The organism is Streptomyces sp. L7 (genome assembly GCF_050990935.1).
Lineage (GTDB): Bacteria > Actinomycetota > Actinomycetes > Actinomycetales > Microbacteriaceae > Leifsonia.
The window spans coordinates 636,332-661,820 of sequence record NZ_CP194644.1 but is presented as its reverse complement, the minus strand read 5'-3'; the positions used below and the strand labels follow the sequence as shown (position 1 = coordinate 661,820).

Sequence of the window (25,489 nt, the reverse complement as noted above, 5' to 3'; positions counted from 1 at the left end):
CAGGTCTCTTCCCGGCCGCACGCCCATCCGGAAACTACACCTCATCCAGGTCGGCCGGGAGGTTGGCGTCCGTGCCGGGGATGTCCAGGTCGGACGCCTTCTTGTCGGCCATCGCCAGGAGGCGGCGGATGCGGCCGGCCACGGCGTCCTTCGTCATGGGCGGGTCGGCATGGTGGCCGAGCTCGTCGAGGCTGGCGTCGCGGTGCGCGAGGCGCAGCTCGCCGGCGTAGCGCAGGTGCTCCGGGATGTCAGGCCCGAGGATCTCCAGGGCGCGCTCGACGCGCGAGCAGGCGGCGACGGCGGCCTGGGCGGAGCGGCGCAGGTTGGCGTCGTCGAAGTTCACCAGGCGGTTGGCGGTCGCGCGCACCTCGCGGCGCTGGCGGAGCTCCTCCCAGTTGGCGACGGTCTCCACCGCACCCATCTGCACCAGCATCGCGCTGATCGCCTCGCCGTCGCGGATCACGACGCGGTGCACCCCGCGCACCTCGCGGGCCTTGGCGGACACACCGAGGCGGCCGGCGGCGCCGACGAGGGCCATCGCGGCCTCGTTGCCGGGGCAGGTGACCTCCAGAGCGGCGGAACGGCCCGGGTCGGTCAGCGAGCCGTGCGCGAGGAACGCGCCGCGCCAGACGGCCGCGAGCTCGTCGCGGGAACCCGTGGTGAGCCGGTTCGGGAGGCCGCGGATCGGACGCCGCCGTGCGTCCAGCAGGCCGGTCTGGCGGGCGAGGGTCTCGCCGCCCTCCAGCACGCGGACCAGGTACTGGCTGGCGCGGCGGACGCCGGAGGCCGAGATGACCGACACGTCGCTGCGGACGCCGTACAGCTCGGCCAGGTCCTTCCGGACGCGGCGCGCGAGCTCGGGGGTGTCCAACTCGCTCTCGACCGCGATCCGGCCGCCGATCAGGTGCAGTCCACCCGAGAACCGCAGGATGGTCGCGAGCTCCGCGGCGCGGACGGTCGTCTTGCTGACTTCGACCTTCGTGAGTTCGTCTTTGACGTCGGCGGTGAGAGCCAATCGGATTCCTAACTGTGAAAGACGGCGCGGGTCACGCCGTGAAGTGGGCGGCCGGCATCATTCACGGCCCAGGTCGCGGTGCTTGGTGTTGACCGCGACGCCGGGGAAGCCCCTCAACCGGGTCGCGAGCTCTTCGGCTATCGCGACGGACCGGTGCTTCCCTCCCGTGCAGCCTATCGCGATCATCGCGTGCCGCTTGTTCTCCCGCTGGTAGCCGGCGAAGATCGGGCGCATCGCGGCGGTGTAGCCGTCGATGAACTCCTCTGCTCCGTCCTGCTGGAGCACGTAGTCGCGGACGATCTCGTCCAGCCCGGTGTGCGGGCGCAGCTCGGGGTTCCAGAACGGGTTCGGGAGGAACCGCGCGTCGGCGACCAGGTCGGCGTCCGGCGGGAGGCCGTACTTGAAGCCGAAGCTCATCACGGTCACCTGCACGCCGGCGGTGTCCTCCGCCGCGAAGGTCTCGGTGATGTTGGTGGCGAGCTGGTGGATGTTCAGATCCGTGGTGTCGACGATGATGTCGCTCGCCTCGCGGATCTCGCGCAGCCGGGCACGCTCGGCCTCGATGCCGTCGAGGATGGTTCCGTTGCCCTGCAGCGGGTGCGGGCGGCGCACCTGCTCGAAGCGTCGGACGAGCACGGCGTCGGAGGCCTCCAGGAAGAGCACGCGCACCTTGGTGCCCTCGCGCAGGCTCTGGATCATCTCCTGCAGGTCTTCGAAGAAATTGCGGCCGCGGACGTCGACCACCGCGGCGATGCGCGGCAGCCCGGACTCGGCTCGGTTCGCCAGCTCGATCAGCGGCCGCAGCATCTGCGGAGGAAGGTTGTCGACCACGTACCAGTCGAGGTCTTCGAGGGCGTTGGCGACCGTGGACCGGCCCGCCCCCGACATCCCGGTGACGATCAGCACTTCCTGCTGCTCGGCGTTCGTGTCGACGTCGCTCGCCACGTGCTCTCCTTCTCTGACCGGGTGCGACCAGCCTAGCGACTGACCCGACGCGCCGAGGGGGTTTCCGGCTCCGCGCGCTTCTGCGCGGGCCTTTCAGTCCGCGGCGAGGCGCTCGTGGACGGCGGCCGCGATCGTCGGGCCGACGCCGCGCACCTCCGCGATCTGCTCGGGCGTCGCCTGGCGGAGCTGGGCCACCGAGCCGAAGTGCTTGAGCAACTCCTTCACGCGCGCAGGTCCGAGGCCGGGGATCTCGCCCAGCACGGTCGAGATGTCGCGCTTGCGCCGCGCCCGCTGGTACGTGATCGCGAAGCGGTGCGCCTCGTCGCGGATGCGCTGCACCAGGAATAGGGCGTCGCTGTTGCGCGGCAGGATGACCGGGAAGTCGGAGTCGGGCAGCCAGATCTCCTCCAGACGTTTGGCGATGCCGGCGAGCTGGATGCCGGTCACCCCCGACTCGTCCAGGGCGCGCTGCGCGGCGGCGACCTGCGGCTGGCCGCCGTCGACGATGAGGAGGTTCGGCGGGTAGGAGAACTTGCGGCGGCGGCGCTCGACGGCCTCCGCGAGCTCGGCGTCGACGTCGATCTCCGGGTCGTCGCCTTCGTCGTCGCGCTGCTCCGCGTCGGGCTGCTCCGCGTCGGACTGCTCCGCATCGGGCTGGTCGCCCCCGTCCTTCAGGTACGCGAGCCGGCGCGAGATGACCTGGTGGATCGATTCGGTGTCGTCGGTGGACTCGGGAATGCTGAAGCGGCGGTACTGGTCCTTGCGGGGCAGCCCGTCCTCGAACACGACCATCGAGGCGACGATGTTGGTGCCGCTCAGGTGCGACACGTCGAAGCACTCCATCCGGAGCGGCGCCTCGGCCATGCCGAGGGCGTCCTGGATGTCATTGAGAGCCTTCGACCGCGCGACGAAGTCGGAGCTGCGCCGGGTCTTGTAGAGGATCAGCGCGTTCTTGGCGTTCATCTCCGCGGTCTGCGCGAGCGCTGCTTTGTCGCCGCGCTGGGCGACCCGCAGCTCCACGCGTCCGGTCGACTTCGGGCCACGGCGCACCGGGCCGGCCTCTTCGGCCTCCACCCGCCGGGCCATGAGCCACTGCTCCAGCTCGGTGGCGTCCTCCGGCAGCTCGGGCACGATGATCTCGCGCGGCGGCGCGTCCGTGCCCTCGTACGCGTTCTGGAGCACCGTCTCCACCAGCTCGCCCAGCGAGATGTCCAGCTCCTTGTCGACCACCCAGGAGCGCACACCGCGGATGCGGCCGCCGCGGACGATGAACTGCTGCACCGCGGCGGCGAGCTCGTCGTGCGCGATGCCGAAGGCGTCGAGGTCCACGTTCTCCTGCAGCACCACGGCGCTCTTGCCCATCGCGGCCTCGAGCGCGCCGATCGCGTCGCGATGCCGGGCCGCGGCCTCGTAGTCGAGCGTGCTCGCCGCCTGCTTCATCTTCTCGGTGAGGTCGCGGATGTGCTTCGTGTCGTTGCCCGCCATGAAGGAGACGAAGTCCTCAGCGAGTTCGCGGTGGTCCTCCGGGCTGATCCGCCCGACGCACGGCGCGGCGCACTTGCCGATGTCGCCGAGCAGGCATGGCCTCCCGGTCAGCTCGGCGCGGCGGAAGACGCCGTCGGAGCAGCTCCGCACCGGGAAGGCCTTCAGCATGAGGTCCACCGTGTCGCGGATCGCCCAGACCTTCGTGTATGGGCCGAAGTAGCGCGCATCCTTGAGGTTCCGGTTGCGGGTGACCATGACGCGCGGGATGCGCTCGCCCAGCGTCACCGCGAGGTACGGGTACGACTTGTCGTCCCGGAACTGCACGTTGAACGGCGGATTGAACTCCTTGATCCAGGTGTATTCGAGCTGCAGCGCCTCGAACTCGCTGGCGACGACCGTCCACTCGACGCTCGACGCCGTGGTGACCATGCGCCGGGTGCGCTCGTGGAGGCTCCGCAGCGGCTGGAAGTAGTTGCTCAGCCGGGCGCGGAGGTTCTTCGCCTTGCCGACGTACAGCACTCGCCTGTTCTTGTCGCGGAACCGGTACACGCCCGGCTGTGTGGGGATCTCGCCGGCCTTGGGGCGGTAGCCGACCGTGTCCGTACTCTGCACAGCGTGATCCTACGCGGCGCCGCGGACACGTTCGCTGCCGAGCGCGCCCTCCCCTGCAGGATCTCCTTGAGGAAGTAGCCCGTGTGGCTCCCCGGCGTCTCCGCCACCTGCTCCGGTGTTCCGGTCGCGATCACCTCGCCGCCGCCGGCGCCGCCCTCCGGACCCATGTCGATGATCCAGTCGGCCGACTTGATGACGTCGAGATTGTGCTCGATGACGATGACCGTGTTGCCCTTGTCGAGCAGGCCGTTGAGCACCAGCAGGAGCTTGCGGACGTCCTCGAAGTGCAGCCCGGTGGTGGGCTCGTCGAGCACATACACGCTGCGGCCGTTCGACCGGCGCTGCAGCTCCGTCGCGAGCTTGACGCGCTGCGCCTCGCCGCCCGAGAGCGTCGTGGCGCTCTGACCGAGCCGCACGTAGCCCAGGCCGACGTCGACGAGGGTCTGCAGGTAGCGGTGGATCGCCGAGATCGGCCGGAAGAACTCCGCCGCCTCGCTGATCGGCATGTCGAGCACCTCGGCGATGTTCTTGCCCTTGTAGTGCACCGTCAGGGTGTCGCGGTTGTACCGCGCTCCCCGCACACCTCGCACGCCACGTAGACGTCGGGCAGGAAGTTCATCTCGATCTTGATCGTGCCGTCGCCCGAGCACGTCTCGCACCGACCGCCCTTGACGTTGAAGCTGAACCGGCCGGGCAGGTAGCCGCGGACCTTGGCCTCCGGCGTCTCGGCGAACAGGGTGCGGATGCGGTCGAAGACGCCTGTGTAGGTCGCCGGGTTGGAACGCGGCGTGCGCCCGATCGGCGCCTGGTCGACGTGCACGACCTTGTCGAGGTTCTCGAGGCCGGTCACCGTGCGGTGCTTGCCCGGCAGTTTGCGGGCGCCGTTGAGCTTGTTGGCCAGCACGCGGTACAGGATGTCGTTGACCAGCGACGACTTGCCCGAGCCGGAGACGCCGGTGACCGCCACGAAGGCGCCGAGCGGGAAGTCCACCGTCACCTTCTTCAGATTGTTGGCCTGAGCGTCCACCACCCGGATCACGCGCTTCTTGTCGATCTTGCGCCGCTTCTCGGGGATGACGATCTCGCGCCGCCCGGCCAGGTAGTCGCCGGTCAGCGACGCGGTGTTGGCGAGCAGTTCGTCGTACGACCCGGAGTGCACCACGTGGCCGCCGTTGACGCCGGCGCCCGGGCCGATGTCCACGATCCAGTCCGCCGTGCGGATGGTGTCCTCGTCGTGCTCGACCACGATCAGCGTGTTGCCCAGGTCGCGCAGAGCCACGAGCGTGTCGATCAGGCGGCGGTTGTCGCGCTGGTGGAGGCCGATGCTGGGCTCGTCCAGCACGTACAGCACGCCGGTGAGGCCCGACCCGATCTGCGTCGCCAGCCGGATGCGCTGCGCCTCGCCGCCCGACAGCGTCGCCGCCGCGCGGGCCAGGTCGAGGTAGCTCAGACCGACCTGGATGAGGAAGTCGAGGCGGATCTTGATCTCCCGCAGCACCTGCGCGCCGATCTTCTGCTCGCGCTCGGTGAGGTGCAGCTTCTCCATGAACGCGCGCGCGTCCGACAGGCTGAGCAGGGACGCGTCGGCGATCGACGCGCCGTGGACGAGCACCGAGAGAACCTCGGGCTTCAGCCGCTTGCCCTGGCAGACCGGGCACGGCACCTCGCGGAGGTACTCGGCCCAGCGGGCGCGCTGGGTGTCGGTCTCCGCCTGTGCGTACTGGCGCTCGATGTAGGGCACGACGCCCTCGAAGCCGGACGTGTAGGACATCTCGCGGCCGTAGCGGTTCTTCCACCGCACCTTGACCTCGAAGTTGTCGCCGCGGAGGACGGCCTCCCTGACGTTCTGCGGCAGCTTCTTCCACGGCGTCTTCAGCGAGAAGCCGAGGTCCCGCGCGAGGCCGTCGAGCAGCTTCTCGTAGTAGTTGAAGAGGCCCTTGCCCTGCGTGGTCCACGGGACGATGACGCCCTCGGCGATGCTGAGCTCCTCGTCGCCGAGCAGGAGGTCTTCGTCCACCGACATGCGCGTGCCGAGGCCGGAGCACTCCGGGCAGGCGCCGAACGGCGCGTTGAACGAGAAGGTGCGCGGCTCGATCTCGGTGAGCTGGATCGGGTGGCCGTTGGGGCAGGACAGCTTCTCGCTGAACGACTGCCACGCCTCCGGGCCCTCCCGGTCCACGAAGTTGACCCGCACCAGGCCGTCGGTGAGCCGCAGCGCGGTCTCCAGCGAGTCGGTCAGGCGGCCGAGGATGTCGGGACCCGCGACGAGGCGGTCGACCACCACGGAGATGTCGTGCTTGTACTGCTTCTTGAGCGTCGGCGGCTCGCTGAGCTGGATCTGCTCGCCGTCCACGATCGCGCGCGAGTAGCCGCTCGCGGCGAGCTCCTTGAAGAGGTCGACGAACTCGCCCTTCTTCTGCGAGATGACCGGGCTGACCACCATGTAGCGGGTGCCGGGCTCCAGCTCCATGAGCTGGTCGGCGATCTGCTGAACAGTCTGGCGCTGGATCTTCTCACCGCAGACCGGGCAGTGCGGGACGCCGATGCGCGCCCAGAGCAGGCGCATGTAGTCGTAGATCTCGGTGATCGTGCCGACCGTCGACCGCGGGTTGCGGTTGGTGGACTTCTGGTCGATGGACACCGCGGGGCTCAGGCCCTCGATGAAGTCGACGTCCGGCCGGTCGACCTGGCCGAGGAACTGCCGCGCGTACGCCGACAGCGACTCGACGTAGCGGCGCTGCCCCTCGGCGAAGATCGTGTCGAACGCGAGCGACGACTTGCCCGAGCCGGACAGGCCCGTGAAGACGACCAGCGCGTCGCGCGGGATCTCGAGGTCGACGTTGTGGAGGTTGTGCACCCGCGCCCCGCGGACGCTGAGGTGCGACCCCACCACCTTGCTCGGATTGCCTGCCGAACTCCTGCTACTCAGAGTGCTCACTCGTTCCATTCTCCGCTATTCGCCGTCGCCCCACCCGCGTGTTCGCCCACCGCGCACCAGCGCAGTGCCCTGTGAAGGCCCCTGTCGGCGAGTTCGAATCTTTGTTCGATTCTAACAACCCGGACAGAGGGTGTGCGACCACGCGCGAGCGTACGCCGCACCACCGACATTCGCATTCGGCGCCGGTCTCACGCCCTCGGCCGGGCGAGCAGCAGCGCAGCGAGGAGGGCGACGAGGCCGACGATAGCGCCTCCCGAGACCACCGCGAGCCACGGCGCAGCGGACGGCCGGGCGACGAGCAGCAGCACGATCGCGGACGCCTGCACCGGGACCTGGATGAGAACGACGCGTCGCAGCGACGGCAGCAGCACGGCCGGCTGCAGCAGCGCCCCCGCGGGAACGACGAGAATCCACGCCGCGAGCACATGCAGCACGTGAACCGCGGCGATCACGGCGAGCAGCCGGAGCGTGAGCCTCCCCGGCTCGAGGAGCGTGGAGAACGCGAGCACGGCGATGAGCACCCAGGCGACCCGCCAGCGCGGAACGGCGACAGCCACCCCGGTGAGGAGCACCGCCACGGCGGGCCACGGGCCGCTGGGGGCGGTGGTGACGGCGAGCGGGACGGCCACGACGGCGAACGCGACCCGGAGGGACCAGGCGGGCACCGTGAGGCCGAGGTCACGGCTGGGGGCGGGCGGGATCTCCATGCCGCTCATCCGCGCCTCCTCGGCGTCGCCAGCCGCCGGAGCACCGCGTCGCGCTCCGGCGACGCCCACTGCAGCAGCTCCGCCCCTGCCGCCCGCAGGCGGTCCAGGCGCAGTCCGCGCTCGAGGTCCACGACCCGCAGCGCCAGCCGTTCCCGGGCCGGGAGCTCATCGACGGTCCGCGGCGGCAGCACGTCGACCACCACCACCCGGTGCCCCGCAGCCCGCCAGGTGAGCGCCAGCCGCATGGCCTGGTCGTCCAGGAACGTGGACATCACGAACACGACCGCTCCCTGGGCGAGCCTCGGCGCCCGCGCGCGCTCGGTCGCCGACCCGTGAGCGGTGGTCAGTTCGACCGCACGCAGGACCCGGTGCAGGTGCCGCGATCCGGCCCGCGGCGGCAGTGCACGGCTCGCGTCGGAGAGGTCGTCGAAGCCGACCCGGTCGGACGCCGCGGCGTACGCGCCGGCCAGCGAGACCGCGGCCTCCCGCGCAAGGTCGAGGGAGGTCGCTCCCGGGCGCGGGTAGGGCGCCGCCCACCCTGCGACCGCGCCAGGGACGTCGTCGCGCGCGTCCAGCACGAGCTGCACGGCGGCGTCGGAGGTCGCCGTGGTCCGCCGCACGTAGAGCTCACCGGGACGCTGCGCCAGGCGGGCGGTCGCCTTCCAGTCGATGCGGCGGAGCCGGTCGCCCGGGCGGAAGCGGTCGATGTCCCGGAACTCGCCGCCGTCGCCCGGCCGCGTGGACACGTGGCCGCCGGTCAGGCCGAGCAGGCGCGCGGGCAGCGGGAGGCTGCGGATCCGCTGCGAGGCCGGCCGCACCACGCGCTCGGCGACGGCGGGAAAGCCGGGATCGCCGGTCCACGCGGCGTCCGGGCCGATCCCACGGGCGGCGAGCGACAGAATCCGTTGCGGCCCGGAGTGCGAGACGGCGACACGGAAGCGCAGCCGCGCGGCCCCCCGGGGCGTCACCACGGCGTCCTCGGGACGGCGGTCCGCCCGGTGGATGCGCAGGTGCACGCCGTCCGCGCGGCCGTCCGCCTCCGCCACCGCGTCCACGCCCACCCGGCCGTCCGCGTCGTCGCCGGCGATCGTCACACGGGTGCGCGCGGCCGCGGTCTCCGGCCGCGACGACCAGCCGACCACCGCCGCCAGCAGCAGTGGAGCAGCGACCAACACCAGCTCCGGCCGGGACAGCACGAACGCGGCGACCAGGCACACCGCGGCGACGATCGCGGCCGCGGTCACCGCCGGGCTCAGCGCCCACCCGGACCCGCCGGCCGGCGCCTCGCTCCGCTCGCGCGGGCCGGGCATGCGCGCCCGCGACCACAGCGACATCAGTCAGCGGCCTGCCGCTCGCGCGCGCCCACCGCCGGCGGTCCCGGTACCGAGGACACGACCTCCAGCACCACCTGCGACGCGCTCACGCCGCTGGTCCACGCCTGCACGGTCAGTGTCAGCCGGTGCGCGAGCACCGGTACGGCCACCCGCTTGACGTCGTCGGGGATGACGAAGTCGCGGCCGGCGAGCACCGCCAGCGCCCGGGCCACCAGCAGGAGACCCTGCGATCCGCGCGGCGATGCGCCGACCTCGACGGAGCGGTGCCGGCGGGTGGCGGCGGCGAGGCGCACGCAGTACGCGGCGATGTCGGGATCGACGTCGACGCGCTCGACGCCCGCCTGCATCGCCAGGAGGGTCCGGGCGTCCGTCACGGGCTCGACTGTGGCGACCTCGTGCCGTCGGGCGACGCGGGCGAGGAGCACCTGCGCCTCGCCGTCCGCGTCCGGGTAGCCGACGCCGAGGCGCACCATGAACCGGTCGAGCTGCGCCTCCGGGAGGGCGTAGGTGCCTTCCGACTCGATCGGGTTCGCGGTCGCGACGACGTGGAAGGGCCGCGGCAGCGCGAAGCTGCGCCCCTCCACGGACACCTGCCCCTCGGCCATCGCCTCCAGGAGCGCGGACTGCGTCTTCGGCGAGGTGCGGTTGATCTCGTCAGCGAGGAACAGCCCGGTGAACACGGGCCCCGGCCGGAACTCGAACTCGGCGGTCGACGGCACGTAGACGAACGAGCCGGTGATGTCGGATGGGAGGAGGTCGGGTGTGCACTGCAACCGCCGGAAGTCGAGGCCGACGGCGCTCGCGATGCTGCGCGCGGCGAGGGTCTTGCCGAGGCCGGGCACGTCCTCGAACAGCACGTGGCCGCCGGCGAGCACGGTGGCGAGCGCGATGTGCAGGGGCTCGCGCATCCCGACCACGACGGACTCCACTCGGTCGAGGACCTCGGCGCCGAGCCGGGCGACCTCGGCGACGGGAAGCGGGGCGAGCCCGTCGGAGTCGGCGGAAGAGGTCGCGGTGGCGGACGTGGCGGTGGCCGACGCAGCTGCGGTCGACGTGGCGGTGGTCGACGTTTCCGGGATCATGCGGCTCCTGTCGTGTCTGCAGGGAGAGGTTCGGTGGGCAGTTCGCCAGACTGCTGAACGGTGCCGTCCGGGAGCGGGGCAGTGGGCGAGCGCCCCGCCGGCACCGCCCCGCCGGCGGCGGCGGCGCGGTCGTCCCGCGCAGCGCCGGGCGCGGCCAGTGCCTCCAGCCCGGCCAGGGACGCCGCGAACTCCTTCGGGCGCGGGGCGGCCGCGCTGCCCTTCCGCAGCATGGCGGCGGACTCCTGCCCCAGCAGCCGGACGACCTCCGGCTGGGCGCCCGCGTCGTCGAGCTGCACGCCGTAGCGGTCGAGCACCTCGGCGGCGAGCGTGCGGAGGCGCCGGACCGCCTCCGGCGACACCCGTCCACCGCGCGCGCCGAGCGACCAGCCGAGCTGCACGACGTCCCGGCGCGCGCCCGGCCGCGGCTGCGGCGAAGGGACGGGCCAGGTCACTTCGGCCTGGTCGCCGAGGAGCGACAGCACGGCGCCGAGAGCGAACACCACGAACCCGAGCCCGATGGAGTGCGGGGCGTCCATCCCGAAGAACCAGGCCGCCACCCCGACGACCGCGGCCGCGAGCACACACCCGACGGCGCGCCCGAGCAATCGAGCGCGGGTCATCGGAGCGTCCCGCCGGCCACGGCGGTCCCCCACGAGGCGCGCAACGCTTCGATCGCGGTGCGGGCGGACTCGACGTCGGTCGCGGTCACGGGAGCGTCGCTGAACCGGGCGCGCAGATACAGGTCGAGGAGGTCGCCGGCGGCGTCGCGGTCGGGGGCCACGCGGGCGAGCACGCGCCGGACGAACTCCCCCGGCGTTTCGGCGGGGAGCCGGTGGACACCGCTGTCCGCGGCGCCTTCCTCCAACCCGAGCCACGCCCGCTCGATGGCGTCCCGCGGCTCCCGGCCCTCGCCGAGCAGGTCGAGGGCCCGGTCGAGGCCGCGACGGACGGGTTCCGGCCGCGGCTGCGCGGGCGGCTCGGGCGCGACGGTCCCCTCGGCGGAGCCGTCGACATCGCCGCTGAGGCCGGGGAACTCGGGACGCAGCCTCCGCCGAAGGTAGCGCCAGAGCAGGGCGAGCAGGACCACGACGATCAGCGCGATGACCGCGTAGGTCACCCAGGTCAGGTCGATGCGGGTCTCGTGCGGGATCTCCTGCGGGGTCGGCGTGCCGGTGCCCCGCTGCTCACCCGGGTGCGGCTGGAGGTCGGCGGAGGGCAGGGCGAACCGGAGGCCGGTGAAGACGGGAGCGCCCTGGAACGCGAGCGCCACGCCGGAGAGGGCGAGCAAGACCCCGGCGGCGGTGACCATCCCCCACCGCTGCCGCGTCCGCGTCGCCTTCGAGCCCACCCTGCCACCGTAGCGCGGAGGCGTGGGGAGCGCGCGGCCGGACCACCGCCACTCGCACTCACAACACGGCACCGTAGCGCGGAGGCACCGGGAGCGCGCGGGCAGCGCGCGGCCGGACGTCAGCCCAGATGCCCTGCCTTCTCCATCTGCCGCAGGTCCCGCTTCAGATCCGACAGCTCGTCGCGCAGCCGCGCCGCCAGCTCGAACTTCAGTTCGCCCGCCGCCGCGAGCATCTGCTCGTTCAGGTCGGCGATCAGCGACTCCAGTTCCGCCGCGCCCTGAGCGGCGATCCCGCCGTTGCGCAGATTCGGCGTCGGGCTCTTGCGGCGCTGCTCGCGACCGGCGAGGATCCGGGCCGTGTCGGCCTCCTCGCGGGCCAGTACATCGGTGATGTCCGCGATGCGCTTGCGCAGCGGTTGAGGGTCGATGCCGTTGGCGCGGTTGTACTCGATCTGGAGTTCGCGGCGGCGGTCGGTCTCCTCGATCGCGTTCTTCATCGAGTCCGTCAGCACGTCGGCGTACATGTGCACTTCGCCCGAGACGTTTCGGGCGGCGCGGCCGATGGTCTGGATGAGCGACGTCGACGAGCGGAGGAATCCCTCCTTGTCGGCGTCGAGGATGGCCACCAGCGACACCTCCGGCAGGTCGAGCCCCTCGCGCAGGAGGTTGATGCCGACCAGCACGTCGTAGACGCCGGCGCGCAGCTCGGTGAGCAGCTCCACGCGGCGGAGGGTGTCCACATCCGAGTGCAGATAGCGGACCTTCACGCCGGCCTCCGCGAGGAAGTCGGTGAGCTCTTCCGCCATCTTCTTGGTCAGCGTGGTGACCAGGATGCGCTCGTCGCGCTCGACGCGGACGCGGATCTCTTCGAGCAGGTCGTCGATCTGGCCCTTGGTCGGCTTGACGACGATCTGCGGGTCGACCAGGCCGGTCGGGCGGATGATCTGCTCGACCACGCCGTCGGCGATGCCCATCTCGTACTTGCCGGGAGTCGCGGACAAGTACACGGTCTGGCCCACCCGGTCCTTGAACTCGTTCCAGCGCAGCGGCCGGTTGTCGAGCGCGCTGGGCAGCCGGAAGCCGTGCTCGACCAGTGTGCGCTTGCGCGACGCGTCGCCCTCGTACATCGCGCCGATCTGCGGCACGGTCACGTGCGACTCGTCGATCACGACGAGGAAGTCGTCCGGGAAGTAGTCGAGCAGGCAGTTGGGCGCCTCGCCCGGCTGCCGGCCGTCGATGTGCCGCGAGTAGTTCTCGATGCCGGAGCAGAAGCCGATCTGCTCCATCATCTCCAGGTCGAACTGGGTGCGCATCCGTAGGCGCTGCGCCTCCAACAGCTTGCCCTCGCGCTCCAGCTCCTGCAGCCGCTCGCGCAGCTCCTCCTGGATGGTGCCGATGGCGCGCTGGATGGTGACGGGGCTGGCGGCGTAGTGGGTCGCCGGGAACACCGACACGGCGTCCATCTTCTGCAGCACGTCCCCGGTCAGCGGATGCAACGAATAGAGGGCCTCGATCTCGTCGCCGAACAACTCGACCCGGATCGCGTGCTCCTCGTACATCGGGATGATCTCGATGGTGTCGCCCCGCACGCGGAACTTGCCGCGCGAGAAGTCGACGTCGTTGCGCTCGTACTGCATCGCGACGAACCGGCGGATGAGCGCGTCGCGGCCGACGTTCTGGCCCACCTGGAGGGCGACCATCGCCTCCAGGTACTCCTCGGCGGCGCCGAGGCCGTAGATGCACGAGACCGTGGAGACCACGACGACATCGCGACGGCTCAGCAGCGAGTTGGTGGTCGAGTGCCGCAATCGCTCGACCTCCGCGTTGACGGAGGAGTCCTTCTCGATGAAGGTGTCCGTCTGCGGGACGTAGGCCTCGGGCTGGTAGTAGTCGTAGTACGAGACGAAGTACTCGACCGCGTTGTTGGGCAGCAGCTCGCGGAACTCGTTGGCGAGCTGCGCGGCGAGGGTCTTGTTGTGGGCGAGGACGAGCGTCGGGCGCTGCACCTGCTCGACCAGCCAGGCGGTGGTCGCGGACTTGCCGGTACCGGTCGCACCGAGGAGGACGACGTCGGTCTCACCGGCGTTGATGCGGGCGGCGAGCTCGGCGATGGCCTTGGGCTGGTCGCCGCTGGGCGCGAATTCACTGACGACCTCGAACGGACGGACGAGACGCGTGGCTTGCATGAGTCCAGTCTAGGAAGGACCACCGACATCGCGGCCCGCTCTCGCTGAGAGCGGAACGCCGCCCCCGATCAGGAGCGCAGACTCTCCCACAGCTCGTCCACCTGCTCGCGCGTGCGGTCGAGCGTCCCGTCGGTGTCGATCACCACATCCGCCACCGCCAGGCGCTCCTCGTCGGAGGCCTGCGACCCGATCCGGCGCTCGGCCTCCGCCTGGTCCATCCCGCGCAGCCGCACCAGCCGGTCGATCCGCGTCGCCGCGTCGGCATGGGCGACGACCACCAGGTCGAACGGGTACTCGTTGGCCGACTCGACCAGCAACGGCACGTCGTACACGACGATCGCCGCGGGATCGGCGGCGCCCGCGGCCTCGAACCGTGCAGTCGACGCGGCGAGCACGGCCGGGTGAGTGATCCCGTTGAGCTTCCGGAGGGCGCCCGCGTCGCCGAACACGATCGCGCCGAGCGCCGGCCGGTCGAGGCTGCCGTCCGCGGCGATGACGCCGGGGCCGAACGTCGCGGCGATCTCGGCCAGCGCGGGGGTGCCCGGCTCGACGACCTCCCGGGCGATCCGGTCGGCGTCCACGACGACGGCGCCGAGCTCGGCGAGACGGGAGGCGATGGTCGATTTTCCGGAGGCGATCCCGCCGGTCAGTCCGATGAGCTGCACGATGTCCAGCCTATTGCGAACGCCGAGGAGCCCGTCAACGCCCCTCAACGACCGTTTGAGGGGCGGTGCCCTTCGGCGGAAAGGCGGTGCGTAACGCCGGAACGGCCGGCCCCCGAAGGGACCGGCCGTTCACGGATGAGACGGGTCTCAGTTGTTGGAGCTGAGCTTCTCGCGCAGAGCGGCGAGGGACTCGTCGTCGGCGAGGGTGCCGCCGTTGCCGGTCTCGCTCGAGTAGGACGAGGTACCGCTGTCGGCGGCCGCCTCCTCGATGCCCTTCGCGACCTGGCGCTTGTGCGCCTCCCAACGAGCCTGGGCAGCGGCGTACTGCTGCTCCCACTCGTCGCGCTGGGTCTCGAAGCCTTCCTTCCACTCGTTGGTCTCCGGGTCGAAGCCCTCGGGGTACTTGTAGTTCCCCTGGTCGTCGTACTCGGTGACCATGCCGTAGAGGGCCGGGTCGAACTCGGTGCCTTCGGGGTCGACGCCCTCGTTCGCCTGCTTGAGCGACAGCGAGATGCGGCGGCGCTCCAGGTCGATGTCGATGACCTTGACGAAGACCTCTTCGCCGACCGACACGACCTGCTCCGCGAGCTCGACGTGCTTGCCGGAGAGCTCGGAGATGTGCACCAGGCCCTCGATGCCGTCCGCGACGCGGACGAACGCACCGAACGGGACGAGCTTCGTGACCTTGCCCGGCGCGACCTGACCGATCGCGTGGGTGCGGGCGAAGACCTGCCACGGGTCCTCCTGGGTCGCCTTCAGCGACAGCGAGACGCGCTCGCGGTCCAGGTCGACCTCGAGGATCTCGACGGTGACCTCCTGGCCGACCTCGACGACCTCCGAGGCGTGCTCGATGTGCTTCCACGAGAGCTCGGAGACGTGCACGAGGCCGTCCACGCCGCCCAGGTCGACGAACGCGCCGAAGTTGACGATCGAGGACACGACGCCCTTGCGGACCTGGCCCTTGTGCAGGTTGTTGAGGAACGTGGTGCGGGACTCCGACTGGGTCTGCTCCAGCAGCGCGCGGCGCGACAGGACCACGTTGTTGCGGTTCTTGTCGAGCTCGAGGATCTTCGCCTCGATCTCCTGGCCCAGGTACGGGGTCAGGTCGCGGACGCGGCGCAGCTCGATGAGCGACGCCGGCAGGAAGCCGCGGAGGCCGATGTCGACGATCAGGCCGCCCTTGACGACCTCGATCACCGTACCGGTGACGACGCCGTCGGCTTCCTTGATCTTCTCCACGTCGCCCCACGCACGCTCGTACTGCGCACGCTTCTTGGACAGGATGAGGCGGCCTTCCTTGTCCTCCTTCTGGAGAACGAGCGCCTCGACGGTGTCGCCGACCTCGACGACCTCGCTGGGGTCGACGTCGTGCTTGATGGAAAGCTCGCGGGAGGGGATGACACCCTCGGTCTTGTAGCCGACGTCGAGGAGGACCTCGTCGCGGTCGATCTTGACGACGGTTCCCTCGATGAGGTCTCCGTCGTTGAAGAACTTCAGCGTCTTTTCGACCGCGGCAAGAAAGTCTTCAGCAGAACCGATGTCGTTGACTGCGACCTGCTTCGGTGCCTTGTCGGTCGTTGCGGTTGTCATGTAGTAGATGCTCCGTTATGGACATAAATCAGGCCGAGCGCGAACCTCTGTGGGTGTCTTCCGCGAACGGCAGGCGGATGTGGATGTCACACAAGTGACGGTCTAGTCTACCGACTGGTCTGCGGAAGGGGCAACTCGCGTCCGACGACGATGTCGCGGAGGGCGGGCTCCAGGTCCGGGAAGGCGAACGTGTACCCCGCCGCGAGCAGGCGCTCGGGCACCACCCAGCGGCTCTTCAGCACCAGCTCGGTCTCGGTGCGGATGACCGCCGTGCCGAGCTCCAGCATCCACCGAAACGCCGGGAGCCCGGCCGGAACCCGCAGCACGCGGCGCAGGGTCGCCATGAAGGTGCGGTTGTCCGAGGGGTGCGGCGCGGCGACGTTGACCGGGCCGTCGAGCTCCGGATGCTGCCGTAAGAACTCGATCGAGCCGAGCACGTCGGCCATGTGCACCCAACTGAACCGCTGCCGGCCGCCGCGGGCGCGGAACTCGTGGAAGGTGCCCGCGTTGCGCCGCGCCGTCGTGGCGAACCAGCGGCCGTCGAGCTGCGGGCCGCCGAGGCCGAACTGCGCCAGGCGGATGAGCGGGATGAGCGCCGAGCCATCGCCGAGCACGATCGCCATCCGCAGCGCGATCCGGCGGGTTCCGGGCAGCTCGCCCGCGAAGAACTCGGCCTCCCAGGCGCGCGCCACGTTCACCGAGAAGCCGGTGCCGAGCTCGCCCGTCGACTCGGTCATCGGCCGGTCTTCGGCGTGCCGGTAGATGGTCGCGGTGGAGGCGTTGAACCAGACGGGAGGCGGCGCGTCGGAGGCCGCCACGGCCTCCCGCAGCGCCCGCGTGGTGTCGAGCCGGGAGCGGAAGATTTCGGCTCGGTTCGCGTCGCCGTAGCGGCAGTTCACGCTCTTGCCCGCGAGGTTGATCAGGACGTCGGCGCCGGTGACGACCCGGCGCAGCGCCTCGGCGTCGCCCCAGCGCGCGTCGGCGCCGTCGCGCCCGACCAGCAGGACCGTCGCGCCCGCGGCGCGGTAGTGCTCCGCCAGATAGCGTCCGATGAAGCCGGACGCGCCGGCGATGACGATGCGCTCGCTCACTCACTCCCCCGATGCGGCGTCGCCGCCGCTCTCGCGGCGCCCGACCTGGTATCGGAACGTCCCCGCGTACTGGTACACCCTACCGATCAGCGGGACGCGGACGACGACGGAGACGGACTGCGCGTCGCGCTCGTCGTCGTACCGCTCGGTGAGGGCCACGACGGGTGCGACGGCGCGCGGGACGACGATCCGCAGCCTCCCCACCCGCACCGCGACCCGGCGCGAAGTCAGCCGAATCGCACCGTCGATCACCCGGGCGGAGAACAAGGCTTCCACGAGGACGGGCGACCCGAGTCGGTCCACGATCATCCAGCCGTCCACGCCGATCTCGTCGCGCATGTCGAGCACGCGCCCCCGCAGCACGAACCGCCGCACGGCGCGCACCGCCGGGCCGCCGTCGGCCGACTTCACGGGCACGTTCTCGACCGTGAACGGCACCGCGCGCTCCCACACCGGGAACATCACGTGCGCCCGGCCGAACACCGCCAGCACCGGCCACAGCCAGCGCCGGGGCGTGCCGACGGTGTCGAACACGCCCCGGCCCGTGCCGGCCGAACCATCCGGGATGGCGTCGAAGTAGGCGCGCAGCCGCGGATGGAGCTCATCGAACGCCGGGCCGAGCACGGCCCGGTACGGGGAGGTCATCGCGGCTACGCGCTCTCTGCGGACGCCGGGGCGCTCAGTCGAGCAGCGCCGACTTCAGCGTGTCCAGACCGACGCCGCCGATGTCGAGCGCCTTCTTGTGGAACGCCTTGATGTCGAACGCGGCGCCCTCGCGGCGGGCGTACTCGTCGCGGAGCTGCTCCCAGATCCGCTGACCGATCTTGTACGACGGCGCCTGCCCCGGCCAGCCGAGGTACCGGTTCACCTCGAACCGGACGAAGCCCTCGTTCATGTTCACGTTGTCCGCCAGGAAGCCGAAGGCGTACTCGCCGCTCCACGGTCCGGAGCCGTCCGGGAGCTGCTTCTCCAGGTGGACGCCGATGTCGAGGACGACGCGGGCCGCGCGCATCCGCTGGCCGTCGAGCATCCCGAGCCGGTCGGCCGGGTCGTCCAGGTAGCCGAGCTGCTCCATCAGGCGCTCCGCGTAGAGCGCCCAGCCCTCAGCGTGGCCCGAGGTGCCCGCGATGCGGCGCCAGGAGTTGAGCTGCGCCTTGTTGTAGGTGGCCTGGGCGATCTGGAGGTGGTGGCCGGGGACGCCCTCGTGGTAGACGGTGGTCAACTCGCGCCAGGTGTCGAACTCCGTGACGCCCTCCGGGACGCTCCACCACATCCGGCCGGCGCGCGCGAAGTCGTCGCTCGGGCCCGTGTAGTAGATGCCGCCCTCCTGGGTGGGGGCGATCATGCACTCCAGTCGGCGGATCTCGGCCGGGATGTCGAAATGCGTCTTGCCGAGCTCCTCGATGGCGCGGTCGCTGGTCTCCTGCATCCAGCGCTGCAGCGCGTCGGTGCCGTGCAGCTTGCGGGAGGCGTCGCCGTCCAGGAACGCGATGGCCTCGTGGACCGTCGCGCCCGGCTTGATCTCGTTCGCGATCGACTCCTGCTCGGCGACCATGCGCGCGAGCTCCTCGATGCCCCACTCGTAGGTCTCGTCCAGGTCGACGGTCGCGCCGAGGAAGTCGCGGGAGGCGAGGGAGTACAGCTCGCGACCGACGGCGTCCTTCTCGGGCGCGTGGGCGGCGAGCTCGTCCTGCAAGAACGCGGCGAGCGTGGCGTAAGCGGCGGCCGACTCCTTCGCACCCTCGGCCAGGTCGGCCTTCAGGGACGCGGGCAGCTCGCCGTCGAGGGTCTTCGCCGAGCCGGTGAAGTCGAAGAAGAACCCGGTGCCGGCGACCTGCTTGTTCGCCTGCGCGAGCACCTCGCGCACCTGACGGATCGCCGGGACGTTGCCGTTGGCGATGCCGCTGCGCAGGGTCTCGATGTAGCCGTCCATCGCGGCGGGGAGGTTGTGCAGTCGCGTCGCGACGTTGGCCCAGTCCTCCTCGGTGTCGGTGGGGACGAGGTCGAAGATGTCGCGGAGCTCCTGGGCCGGGGAGGCGATCACGTTGAGGTCGCGCTGGTTGAAGCCGGCCTCGTGCTTCTCGATGGTGAGCTCGAGGTCGCGCGACAGGTCCATCTTGGTGACCCGGTCGATGTCGTCAACCGGTTCGGCGGCCCGGATCGTGGCCAGGGCCTCCCGCACCTTGCCGATGGCCTGCTCGGCGCCGGCCGGGGAGTAGTCGGAGTATTCGCCTTCACGGCCGGGTCGGCCGAGCCAGACGTGGTACTCGGGGTGGAGCTCCAGCTGGGTGTCGACCCACTCCTCAGCGATCGTGTCGATCGGAGTCGGTTCGCGCTTCTCTGCGTTCGTCATGCCCCGAGCCTATCGAGGCGGACGCACCCGAATCTTCCCCCTCACCGCAGCAATCGCTTCCTCACTTTCTCCCGGTTTCGCACGGCGTGTCGCGGGAGGAAGTGAGGAAGCGATGGCTGGCGACGGGGTCAGTGGGCGGCGGCCTCCCAGTTGGGGCCGCGGCCGATCTGCACGTCGAGGGGGACGCGGAGGTCGGCGGCGCCGGCCATGCGGGTGCGGACGACCGCCTCCAGCGCGCCCCACTCGCCGGGGGCGACCTCGAAGATGAGCTCATCGTGGACCTGGAGGAGCATCCGGGAGTTCAGGTCCTGGTCGATCAGGTCGCCGGCGATGCCGAGCATGGCGATCTTCATGATGTCGGCGGCCGAGCCCTGGATGGGCGCGTTGAGCGCCTGACGCTCGGCGTTCTCGCGCAGCACCCGGTTGGTGGAGGTCAGGTCGGCGAACGGGCGGCGGCGGCCGAAGATCGTCTCGGTGTAGCCGTCGACCCGTGCGATCTCCACGACGCTGCGCAGGTAGTCGCGCACAGCACCGAAGCGCTCGAAGTAGCCGGCCATCAGGTCCCGCGCCTCCTTCGTCTCGATGCGGAGCTGCTTGGACAGGCCGAACGGGCTGAGCCCGTAGGCGAGACCGTAGGACATCGCCTTGACCTTGGTGCGCATGAGCGGGGTGACGTCCTCCGGCGCCACGCCGAACACGCGCGCGCCGACGAAGCGGTGCAGGTCCTCCCCCGCGTTGAAGGCCTCGATGAGTCCCGGGTCCTCGGAGAGGTGCGCCATGATGCGCATCTCGATCTGCGAATAGTCGGCGGTCAGCAGCGTCTCGTACTCCGGCGCGCAGCGGAAGGCCGAGCGGATCTCGCGGCCCTCCTCGGTGCGGATCGGGATGTTCTGGAGGTTCGGGTCGTTGGACGAGATTCGGCCCGTGCTGGTGCCGGTCTGGTCGTAGGTGGTGTGGATGCGGTCGTCCGAGCCGACCGAGCGCTCCAGCGTCTCCACGATCTGCTTCAGCTTGGTCGCGTCTCGATGCTGGAGCAGCAGGTCGAGGAACGGGTGCGGGTTGCTCTCCTGGAGGTCGGCCAGCGACTGCGCGTCGGTCGAGTAGCCGGTCTTCGTGGAGCGGGTCTTCGGCATCCCGAGCTCGTCGAACAGCACCTGCTGGAGCTGCTTGGGCGAGCCGAGGTTGAGTTCGTGGCCGACCTCCGCGTAGGCGCGGGCGGCGTAGTCGTTGGCTTTGTCGGTGAGCTGGCCGCGCAGGCGGCTCAGCACCTCGGTGTCGATGGAGACGCCGTGGAGCTCCATCTCCGCCAGCACCGCGACCAGAGGGAGCTCGATGTCGTCGAGCACGGCGCGGGTGCCCGCGTCGAGGGCGATCATCTGACCCTCGGCGACGCGGCGGATGTACCAGGCCTCGGTCGCGGGGCTCACCGCGTCGTTCAGCGGCACGAGCTGGTTCGGGTCGGAGACCGGCAGGGTCTCGCCCAGCACCTCGTACACCTGCTCGGCCAGCGACTGCGGCGCCGCGCCCGGCTTGACCAGCCAGGACGCGATCCGGGTGTCGAAGGCGAGCCCGTCGACCACGAAGCCGGCACGGCTCAGCGCCTTGAACTGCGGCTTGGCGTGGAAGAAGTACTTCGGAGCGCTGCTCGCCAGCCACTCCTCCAGCGCCGTGTAGTCGGGACGACCAGGAGCCCACGGGACGTAGACCGTGTCGTCGGCGGCGGCGAGGCCGAAGCCGCTGATGCCCGCTGGGCCGAGCTCGAGCTGGACCGCGACCGCGGCGCCGTCGGCAGACGCCTTCTCGAGCCAGTTCGCGAGCTCCTCGTCGATGAGCGTGCGGACGACCGGGGCGCTCACCGCGCCGGCGTCGCCCTCCGAGGGGCCGTGCCGCCCGCGCCGGTGAGCGTGCCGTCCTCGGCCGCGGCCTTCAGCAGCCGGTCGAGGAGGGTCTTGAACTGGAGGCGCGCGAAGATGTCGCGCACGGCGTTCTCGTTGAGCGGCTTGCGCTCGAGGTCGGCCGGGCCGACCTCCAGCTCCACGTCGTCGAGCAGCTTGTTGAGCCGGCGGTTGCGCAGCGCGTTCTCCTGCTGGTCGCGGAGGTTCTGGCCCACGACTCCCTTGATCTCGTCGGCGTGGGCGACGATGTTCTCCACCGTGCCGTACTGCTGCACCCACTTGACCGCGGTCTTCTCGCCGACCTTGTCGATGCCGATCAGGTTGTCGCTCGTCTCGCCGACCAGCGCCGCGATCTCCGGGTACTGGTGCGGCTCGACGCCGTAGCGCTCGCGCACCGCGGCGGGGTCGTAGACCTTGAGCTCGGAGACGCCTCGGACGTTCGGGTAGAGCAGCGTGACGTCGTCGTTGACGAGCTGGATGGTGTCGCGGTCGCCGGAGACCAGGAGGACGCGGTAACCCTGCTCACGGCCCTGGCGGGCGAGCGTGGCGAGGATGTCGTCGGCCTCGAAGTCCTCCTTGGCGATGGTGGTGATGTTCATCGCGTGGAGGGCCTCCTCCAGCAGCGGGATCTGGCCGACGAACTCGGACGGGGTCTCGTTGCGGGTGCCCTTGTACTCCGGGTACTCGCGGGTCCGGAACGAGTAGCGCGAGATGTCGAAGGCGACGGCGAGGTGCGTCGGACGCTGCTGCTGGAGCAGGTTGATCAGCATCGCGATGAAGCCGTGGATGCCGTTGGTGTGCTGCCCCTCGCGGTTCACGAAGCTGTCGACGGGGAGGGCGTAGAAGGCCCGGAATGCCAGCGAATGGCCGTCGATGATCAGAAGGGTAGGCTTTTCGGAGTCTGACACCAGGCAAGCCTACAAGGGGCCGGTGACAGTCCTGGACGACGGCCGACGAGGCCCGGACCCACAGCGGAGAGGCAGAGGATGACCGAGGACGCGCTCGCGTACGTGAAGCAGCGGGGGCTCGGCGCCCTCGCCGACAAGATGGGCATCGAGATCGTTGAGTTCACGATCGAGCGAGCCGTCGCGCGGATGCCCGTGCTCGGCAACACGCAGCCCGCGGACCTGCTGCACGGCGGTGCCTACGTGGTCCTCGGCGAGTCCCTCGGGTCGATGTCGGCGAACCTGTACGCCGGCGAAGGCCGGCTCGCCGTCGGCATCGAGATCAACGCCTCGCACACGCGCGCCGCGACCGACGGCTACGTGACCGGCGTCTGCACGCCCATCCACCTCGGCCGCACCCTCACGACGCACGAGATCGCCGTCACCGACGACCAGGGCCGCCGCTGCAGCACCATCCGCATCACCAACCTGATCAAGGAGCTGTAGCGAGCAGCCATTGCTTCCTCACTTTCTCCCGCTCGCGAACGGCGTGTTGCGGGAGAAACTGAGGAACGGATTGCTGCGGGGCGGCTACTTCTTGGGGGCGAGCTGCTCGATGATGGCCTGGGCGACGTCGTGCATGGTGAGGCGGCGGTCCATGGAGGCCTTCTGGATCCAACGGAAGGCGTCCGGCTCGCTGAGGCCCATCTTCTCGTTGAGGAGGCCCTTGGCGCGGTCGACCAGCTTGCGGGTCTCGAAGCGCTGCACCATGTCGGAGACCTCGGCCTCCAGCGCGATGATCTGCTGGTAGCGGGCCAGGGCGATCTCGATCGCCGGCAGGAGGTCGTTCGGGGTGAACGGCTTGACCACATAGGCGAGGGCGCCGGCCTCGGTCGCGCGCTCCACGAGCTCCTTCTGGCTGAATGCGGTCAGCAGCACGACGGGCGCGATGTGGTTCTTGGAGAGGCGCTCGGCCGCCGAGATGCCGTCGAGCTGGGGCATCTTGACGTCCATGATGACCAGGTCGGGGCGCAGCTCGGTGGCCAGCGCGACCGCGGTCTCGCCGTCTCCGGCCTCGCCGACGACCTCGAAACCGTTGTCGCGGAGGGTCTCGACGATGTCGAGCCGGATGAGCGACTCGTCCTCCGCGACGACGACTCGGCGGGGTGCGGTGGGGGTGGTCTCCTGGTCAGTCACGGGTAAGAGCCTACGGTATTGTTCAGGTGTTGTTGTGCGCCGCTGTGGCGGAATGGCAGACGCGGAGCACTCAAAATGCTTTGTCCGGAAGGGCGTGTGGGTTCGAGTCCCACCAGCGGCACAACCCCACACCGCCGACTCGGCGCGGATTCGTCACCCCACCCGACGCAACCGCAGAGCCAGCACCGGGCACAGAGCCACCGCCTCCTCGGCGGCCTCGAGCTGGTCGCTGCGCACCGGGATGTCGGAACGGCCGGACGCCGGCTGGCCGACCGCGAACGGGTATCCCCACTCGTCCCGAGCGATGGTGCCCTCCAGCAGTTCGGCGCACAGGCCGCGGCCGTCGCAGCGCGTCCAGTCGACGTGGAGGGTGTGCCGGGCGGTCATCGCGTGCTCCGCAGGCAGCGGCCTTGGGCGTGGGCGTGGATGTCGCGTGCGAACACCCGCAACGCGCTGCGGACCAGGCGTGCGGCCCCGTCGGGATGGTGGCACGAGCCTCGTCCGTCGACCACCTCCGCGAGCCGGGCGAGCTCGGCGGCCGCCTGCGGGGCGAGCCAGCCCGCGGCCAGGTCGGCGAACCGGTCCGCCATCGCCGGGAGACCGAACAGGCACGGCCCGCACTGCCGGGCGGAGGCAGCGGCCAGCTCCTGGACGATCGCCGCGGTCGTCGCCACACCGCAGCGCCGGGGGCCGAGCACGTGCACGACGCCCGCGCCCGCGGACTCCCCGGGCGCCGCGCCGGTCTCGGTCGGCGCGATCCAACGCCCGTGGTACCCGCCGAGGAGCACACCCGCTGCGAGCCGGGCCTCCCCGCCGGCGAGGGCGACGATGTCCACGACGGTGGCGTCGGTCGGCACCTCGAACACGCCCTCGGTCGCCACGTCGCCGGTCACCGTCACGAGGCGCGTTCCCGGCTGCGCCGGGTCGCCGACGCTGCGGAACCAGTCGCCGCCGTAGCGGTCCACCAGCGCGAGCTGCGCAAGCGTCTCCACGTTGTGCAGCAGTGTCGGCCGGCCGTCGAGCCCGGACTCCGACAGCCGTCGCACCCGGTCGAGCGGCACGCCGCGGCCGGTCTGGAGGGCGTTCACCACGGCGCTCGCCTCGCCCGCGATGAAGCCGTCCGCCGCCTCGACCAGTTCGACGCGGCCGGCGTCGGAGCGTTCGGCGACGGCGGCCGCGACCGGGGCGATGGCGGCCTCGTGGAGGTACAGGACGGTGCGCGCGGCGCCCAGCGCCTCGGACGCGGTCAGGAGACCGTCGAGGACGAGGTGCGGCGCGTTGGCGAGGAGCACGGCGTCCTTCCAGCTCCAGGGTTCCCCTTCGGAGCCGTTGCCGATGACGACCGGCGCGCGCCGCCCGGCCGTCGCCGCCAGCTTGCGGAATGCGGAGAACGCGGCGCCGCCGCGGCCGGTGAGGCCCGAACGCTCCAGCTCGCGCTCGAGGTCGGGGCGGCGGAGCCCGCGGCGGGGGCCGAACGCGGAGAGGTGGGCCGGCGCGCCTGCCGAGTGCCCGGCCGCCAGCAGCCGGGGCGGCGTAGCGGCGGGGTCGGCGACCGGCAGGACGTTGTCGGCGGTCATGGTCATGACAGTCCCCTTCTGCTCGGTTCGGCGTCCGCGCGTCGCGCGGCGGACGTCTCGAGGAATCCGGCGGACACCCGCCAGAGCACGGCCACGAGCACGAACAGCACCGACGCTCCGGCGAGCAGCAGCATCCAGCCGGACGTCCCGTCGGTGCCGTCGCCGATCGTGTGCGCCAGCGCCACCGGCCACATCGCGTAGCTCAGCCAGTGCACGGTCTTGAAGACGCGCACGCCCAGCCGCCGGCGCAGCAGCGCCGTGATCGTCACCGCGATCAGGAGGTCGACGGCCACGGTGCCGAGCCCGAGCCAGAACGGCAGGTGCGCGCCGAGGAACGGCACCAGGATGTCGGTGAGGGTGAGCTTGGCGTAGGAGTCCAGCAGCAGCGTGCCGATGTGGAGGACGAGGAAGACGACCGCCAGCAGCGACACGTTGCGGTGCAGCAGGGTGACCGAGAAGCGCGGCATGCCGGGAAGGGGACGGCCGGAGCGGGTGACGATCCCGAGCCAGAGCGAGACGGTGAGCAGGATCAGCGCGACGACGCCGGAGGCGCGGCCGACCGCCCAGAGCACCTCATCCATCAGA

General features: G+C 70.9%; 21 protein-coding genes, 1 tRNA gene and 1 pseudogene. 2 read left to right on the top strand and 21 right to left on the bottom strand.

What is annotated here, in order from left to right:
• Positions 1 to 34: 34 nt before the first annotated feature.
• From whiA to ACR5MH_RS03200, 17 genes and pseudogenes are all read right to left on the bottom strand, one after another.
• Positions 35 to 1,015: a DNA-binding protein WhiA gene (whiA, locus tag ACR5MH_RS03280; RefSeq protein WP_431345948.1), complete on the bottom strand. Its 981-nt coding sequence runs from the start codon at positions 1,013 to 1,015 to the stop codon at positions 35 to 37.
• Positions 1,016 to 1,072: 57 nt separating this feature from the next.
• Entirely contained in the window at positions 1,073 to 1,960 is an 888-nt protein-coding gene (gene rapZ, locus ACR5MH_RS03275) for an RNase adapter RapZ (RefSeq protein ID WP_431345947.1), read from the bottom strand.
• Between the two features lie 93 nt (positions 1,961 to 2,053).
• Positions 2,054 to 3,994 (bottom strand): excinuclease ABC subunit UvrC, encoded by a 1,941-nt coding sequence (uvrC, locus tag ACR5MH_RS03270; RefSeq protein ID WP_433862597.1) that lies wholly within the window; start codon positions 3,992 to 3,994, stop codon positions 2,054 to 2,056.
• Positions 3,922 to 6,947, bottom strand: a pseudogene (uvrA, locus tag ACR5MH_RS03265) (excinuclease ABC subunit UvrA). The gene uvrC and the pseudogene uvrA overlap by 73 nt, the downstream one beginning before the upstream one ends.
• Before the next feature lie 236 nt (positions 6,948 to 7,183).
• Positions 7,184 to 7,711 (bottom strand): hypothetical protein, encoded by a 528-nt coding sequence (locus ACR5MH_RS03260; RefSeq protein WP_431345945.1) that lies wholly within the window; start codon positions 7,709 to 7,711, stop codon positions 7,184 to 7,186.
• Positions 7,708 to 9,036 (bottom strand): DUF58 domain-containing protein, encoded by a 1,329-nt coding sequence (locus ACR5MH_RS03255; protein ID WP_433862275.1) that lies wholly within the window; start codon positions 9,034 to 9,036, stop codon positions 7,708 to 7,710. The genes ACR5MH_RS03260 and ACR5MH_RS03255 overlap by 4 nt, the downstream gene beginning before the upstream one ends.
• On the bottom strand, positions 9,036 to 10,118 hold the full coding sequence (locus ACR5MH_RS03250) for an AAA family ATPase (protein ID WP_431345942.1): 1,083 nt from the start codon (positions 10,116 to 10,118) through the stop codon (positions 9,036 to 9,038). The genes ACR5MH_RS03255 and ACR5MH_RS03250 overlap by 1 nt, the downstream gene beginning before the upstream one ends.
• Positions 10,115 to 10,738: a hypothetical protein gene (locus tag ACR5MH_RS03245; RefSeq protein WP_431345941.1), complete on the bottom strand. Its 624-nt coding sequence runs from the start codon at positions 10,736 to 10,738 to the stop codon at positions 10,115 to 10,117. The genes ACR5MH_RS03250 and ACR5MH_RS03245 overlap by 4 nt, the downstream gene beginning before the upstream one ends.
• Positions 10,735 to 11,466, bottom strand: a complete 732-nt coding sequence (locus ACR5MH_RS03240; RefSeq protein ID WP_431345940.1) for a DUF4129 domain-containing protein — start codon at positions 11,464 to 11,466, stop codon at positions 10,735 to 10,737. The genes ACR5MH_RS03245 and ACR5MH_RS03240 overlap by 4 nt, the downstream gene beginning before the upstream one ends.
• A 119-nt stretch (positions 11,467 to 11,585) precedes the next feature.
• Positions 11,586 to 13,652: an excinuclease ABC subunit UvrB gene (gene uvrB, locus ACR5MH_RS03235; RefSeq protein ID WP_431345939.1), complete on the bottom strand. Its 2,067-nt coding sequence runs from the start codon at positions 13,650 to 13,652 to the stop codon at positions 11,586 to 11,588.
• 68 nt (positions 13,653 to 13,720) lie between these two features.
• Positions 13,721 to 14,317, bottom strand: coding sequence for a dephospho-CoA kinase (gene coaE, locus ACR5MH_RS03230; protein ID WP_431345938.1), 597 nt, complete (start codon positions 14,315 to 14,317; stop codon positions 13,721 to 13,723).
• 147 nt (positions 14,318 to 14,464) lie between these two features.
• Positions 14,465 to 15,907, bottom strand: a complete 1,443-nt coding sequence (rpsA, locus tag ACR5MH_RS03225; protein WP_431345937.1) for a 30S ribosomal protein S1 — start codon at positions 15,905 to 15,907, stop codon at positions 14,465 to 14,467.
• A 107-nt stretch (positions 15,908 to 16,014) separates the two neighbouring features.
• Entirely contained in the window at positions 16,015 to 16,998 is a 984-nt protein-coding gene (locus ACR5MH_RS03220) for an epimerase (RefSeq protein WP_431345936.1), read from the bottom strand.
• Complete coding sequence (locus tag ACR5MH_RS03215) at positions 16,999 to 17,643, bottom strand: DUF4166 domain-containing protein (protein WP_431345935.1); 645 nt, start codon at positions 17,641 to 17,643, stop codon at positions 16,999 to 17,001.
• A gap of 34 nt (positions 17,644 to 17,677) precedes the next feature.
• Complete coding sequence (locus ACR5MH_RS03210; RefSeq protein WP_431345934.1) at positions 17,678 to 19,351, bottom strand: DUF885 domain-containing protein; 1,674 nt, start codon at positions 19,349 to 19,351, stop codon at positions 17,678 to 17,680.
• 128 nt (positions 19,352 to 19,479) lie between these two features.
• On the bottom strand, positions 19,480 to 21,207 hold the full coding sequence (locus ACR5MH_RS03205) for a DNA polymerase (protein ID WP_433862274.1): 1,728 nt from the start codon (positions 21,205 to 21,207) through the stop codon (positions 19,480 to 19,482).
• The gene (locus ACR5MH_RS03200; protein WP_433862273.1) at positions 21,204 to 22,154 is read right to left on the bottom strand and encodes a 5'-3' exonuclease; all 951 of its coding nucleotides are present in this window, start codon (positions 22,152 to 22,154) and stop codon (positions 21,204 to 21,206) included. Before ACR5MH_RS03200 ends, ACR5MH_RS03205 begins: the two co-directional genes overlap by 4 nt.
• A gap of 78 nt (positions 22,155 to 22,232) precedes the next feature.
• Here ACR5MH_RS03200 and ACR5MH_RS03195 point away from each other — a divergent pair, with 78 nt between their 5' ends.
• A complete protein-coding gene (locus ACR5MH_RS03195) occupies positions 22,233 to 22,637 on the top strand; it encodes a hotdog fold thioesterase (RefSeq protein ID WP_433862272.1) in 405 nt (134 codons plus the stop codon).
• An 84-nt stretch (positions 22,638 to 22,721) separates the two neighbouring features.
• On the opposite strand, the gene ACR5MH_RS03190 is transcribed toward ACR5MH_RS03195, so the two are convergent.
• Entirely contained in the window at positions 22,722 to 23,327 is a 606-nt protein-coding gene (locus ACR5MH_RS03190) for an ANTAR domain-containing response regulator (protein ID WP_345834903.1), read from the bottom strand.
• A 38-nt stretch (positions 23,328 to 23,365) separates the two neighbouring features.
• On the opposite strand from ACR5MH_RS03190, the gene ACR5MH_RS03185 reads away from it, so the two are divergent.
• Positions 23,366 to 23,448, top strand: a tRNA-Leu gene (locus tag ACR5MH_RS03185).
• A 32-nt stretch (positions 23,449 to 23,480) separates the two neighbouring features.
• On the opposite strand, the gene ACR5MH_RS03180 is transcribed toward ACR5MH_RS03185, so the two are convergent.
• The 3 genes from ACR5MH_RS03180 to ACR5MH_RS03170 are packed head-to-tail and all read right to left on the bottom strand — an operon-like array spanning position 23,481 to position 25,485.
• A complete protein-coding gene (locus tag ACR5MH_RS03180) occupies positions 23,481 to 23,714 on the bottom strand; it encodes a ferredoxin (protein WP_431345932.1) in 234 nt (77 codons plus the stop codon).
• On the bottom strand, positions 23,711 to 24,910 hold the full coding sequence (locus tag ACR5MH_RS03175; RefSeq protein WP_431345931.1) for an NADH-ubiquinone oxidoreductase-F iron-sulfur binding region domain-containing protein: 1,200 nt from the start codon (positions 24,908 to 24,910) through the stop codon (positions 23,711 to 23,713). The genes ACR5MH_RS03180 and ACR5MH_RS03175 overlap by 4 nt, the downstream gene beginning before the upstream one ends.
• Positions 24,907 to 25,485, bottom strand: a complete 579-nt coding sequence (locus ACR5MH_RS03170) for a ferric reductase-like transmembrane domain-containing protein (RefSeq protein ID WP_431345930.1) — start codon at positions 25,483 to 25,485, stop codon at positions 24,907 to 24,909. The genes ACR5MH_RS03175 and ACR5MH_RS03170 overlap by 4 nt, the downstream gene beginning before the upstream one ends.
• Positions 25,486 to 25,489: the final 4 nt, after the last annotated feature.

Bases quoted from the DNA above. Each gene is read 5' to 3' on its own strand.
- ACR5MH_RS03260 (WP_431345945.1), bottom strand. From the start codon at position 7,711: ATGAGCGGCATGGAGATCCCGCCCGCCCCCAGCCGTGACCTCGGCCTC.
- ACR5MH_RS03255 (WP_433862275.1), bottom strand. From the start codon at position 9,036: ATGTCGCTGTGGTCGCGGGCGCGCATGCCCGGCCCGCGCGAGCGGAGC.
- ACR5MH_RS03250 (WP_431345942.1), bottom strand. From the start codon at position 10,118: ATGATCCCGGAAACGTCGACCACCGCCACGTCGACCGCAGCTGCGTCG.
- ACR5MH_RS03245 (WP_431345941.1), bottom strand. From the start codon at position 10,738: ATGACCCGCGCTCGATTGCTCGGGCGCGCCGTCGGGTGTGTGCTCGCG.
- uvrB (WP_431345939.1), bottom strand. From the start codon at position 13,652: ATGCAAGCCACGCGTCTCGTCCGTCCGTTCGAGGTCGTCAGTGAATTC.
- rpsA (WP_431345937.1), bottom strand. From the start codon at position 15,907: ATGACAACCGCAACGACCGACAAGGCACCGAAGCAGGTCGCAGTCAAC.
- ACR5MH_RS03215 (WP_431345935.1), bottom strand. From the start codon at position 17,643: ATGACCTCCCCGTACCGGGCCGTGCTCGGCCCGGCGTTCGATGAGCTC.
- ACR5MH_RS03210 (WP_431345934.1), bottom strand. From the start codon at position 19,351: ATGACGAACGCAGAGAAGCGCGAACCGACTCCGATCGACACGATCGCT.
- ACR5MH_RS03195 (WP_433862272.1), top strand. From the start codon at position 22,233: ATGACCGAGGACGCGCTCGCGTACGTGAAGCAGCGGGGGCTCGGCGCC.
- ACR5MH_RS03180 (WP_431345932.1), bottom strand. From the start codon at position 23,714: ATGACCGCCCGGCACACCCTCCACGTCGACTGGACGCGCTGCGACGGC.
- ACR5MH_RS03175 (WP_431345931.1), bottom strand. From the start codon at position 24,910: ATGACCATGACCGCCGACAACGTCCTGCCGGTCGCCGACCCCGCCGCT.
- ACR5MH_RS03170 (WP_431345930.1), bottom strand. From the start codon at position 25,485: ATGGATGAGGTGCTCTGGGCGGTCGGCCGCGCCTCCGGCGTCGTCGCG.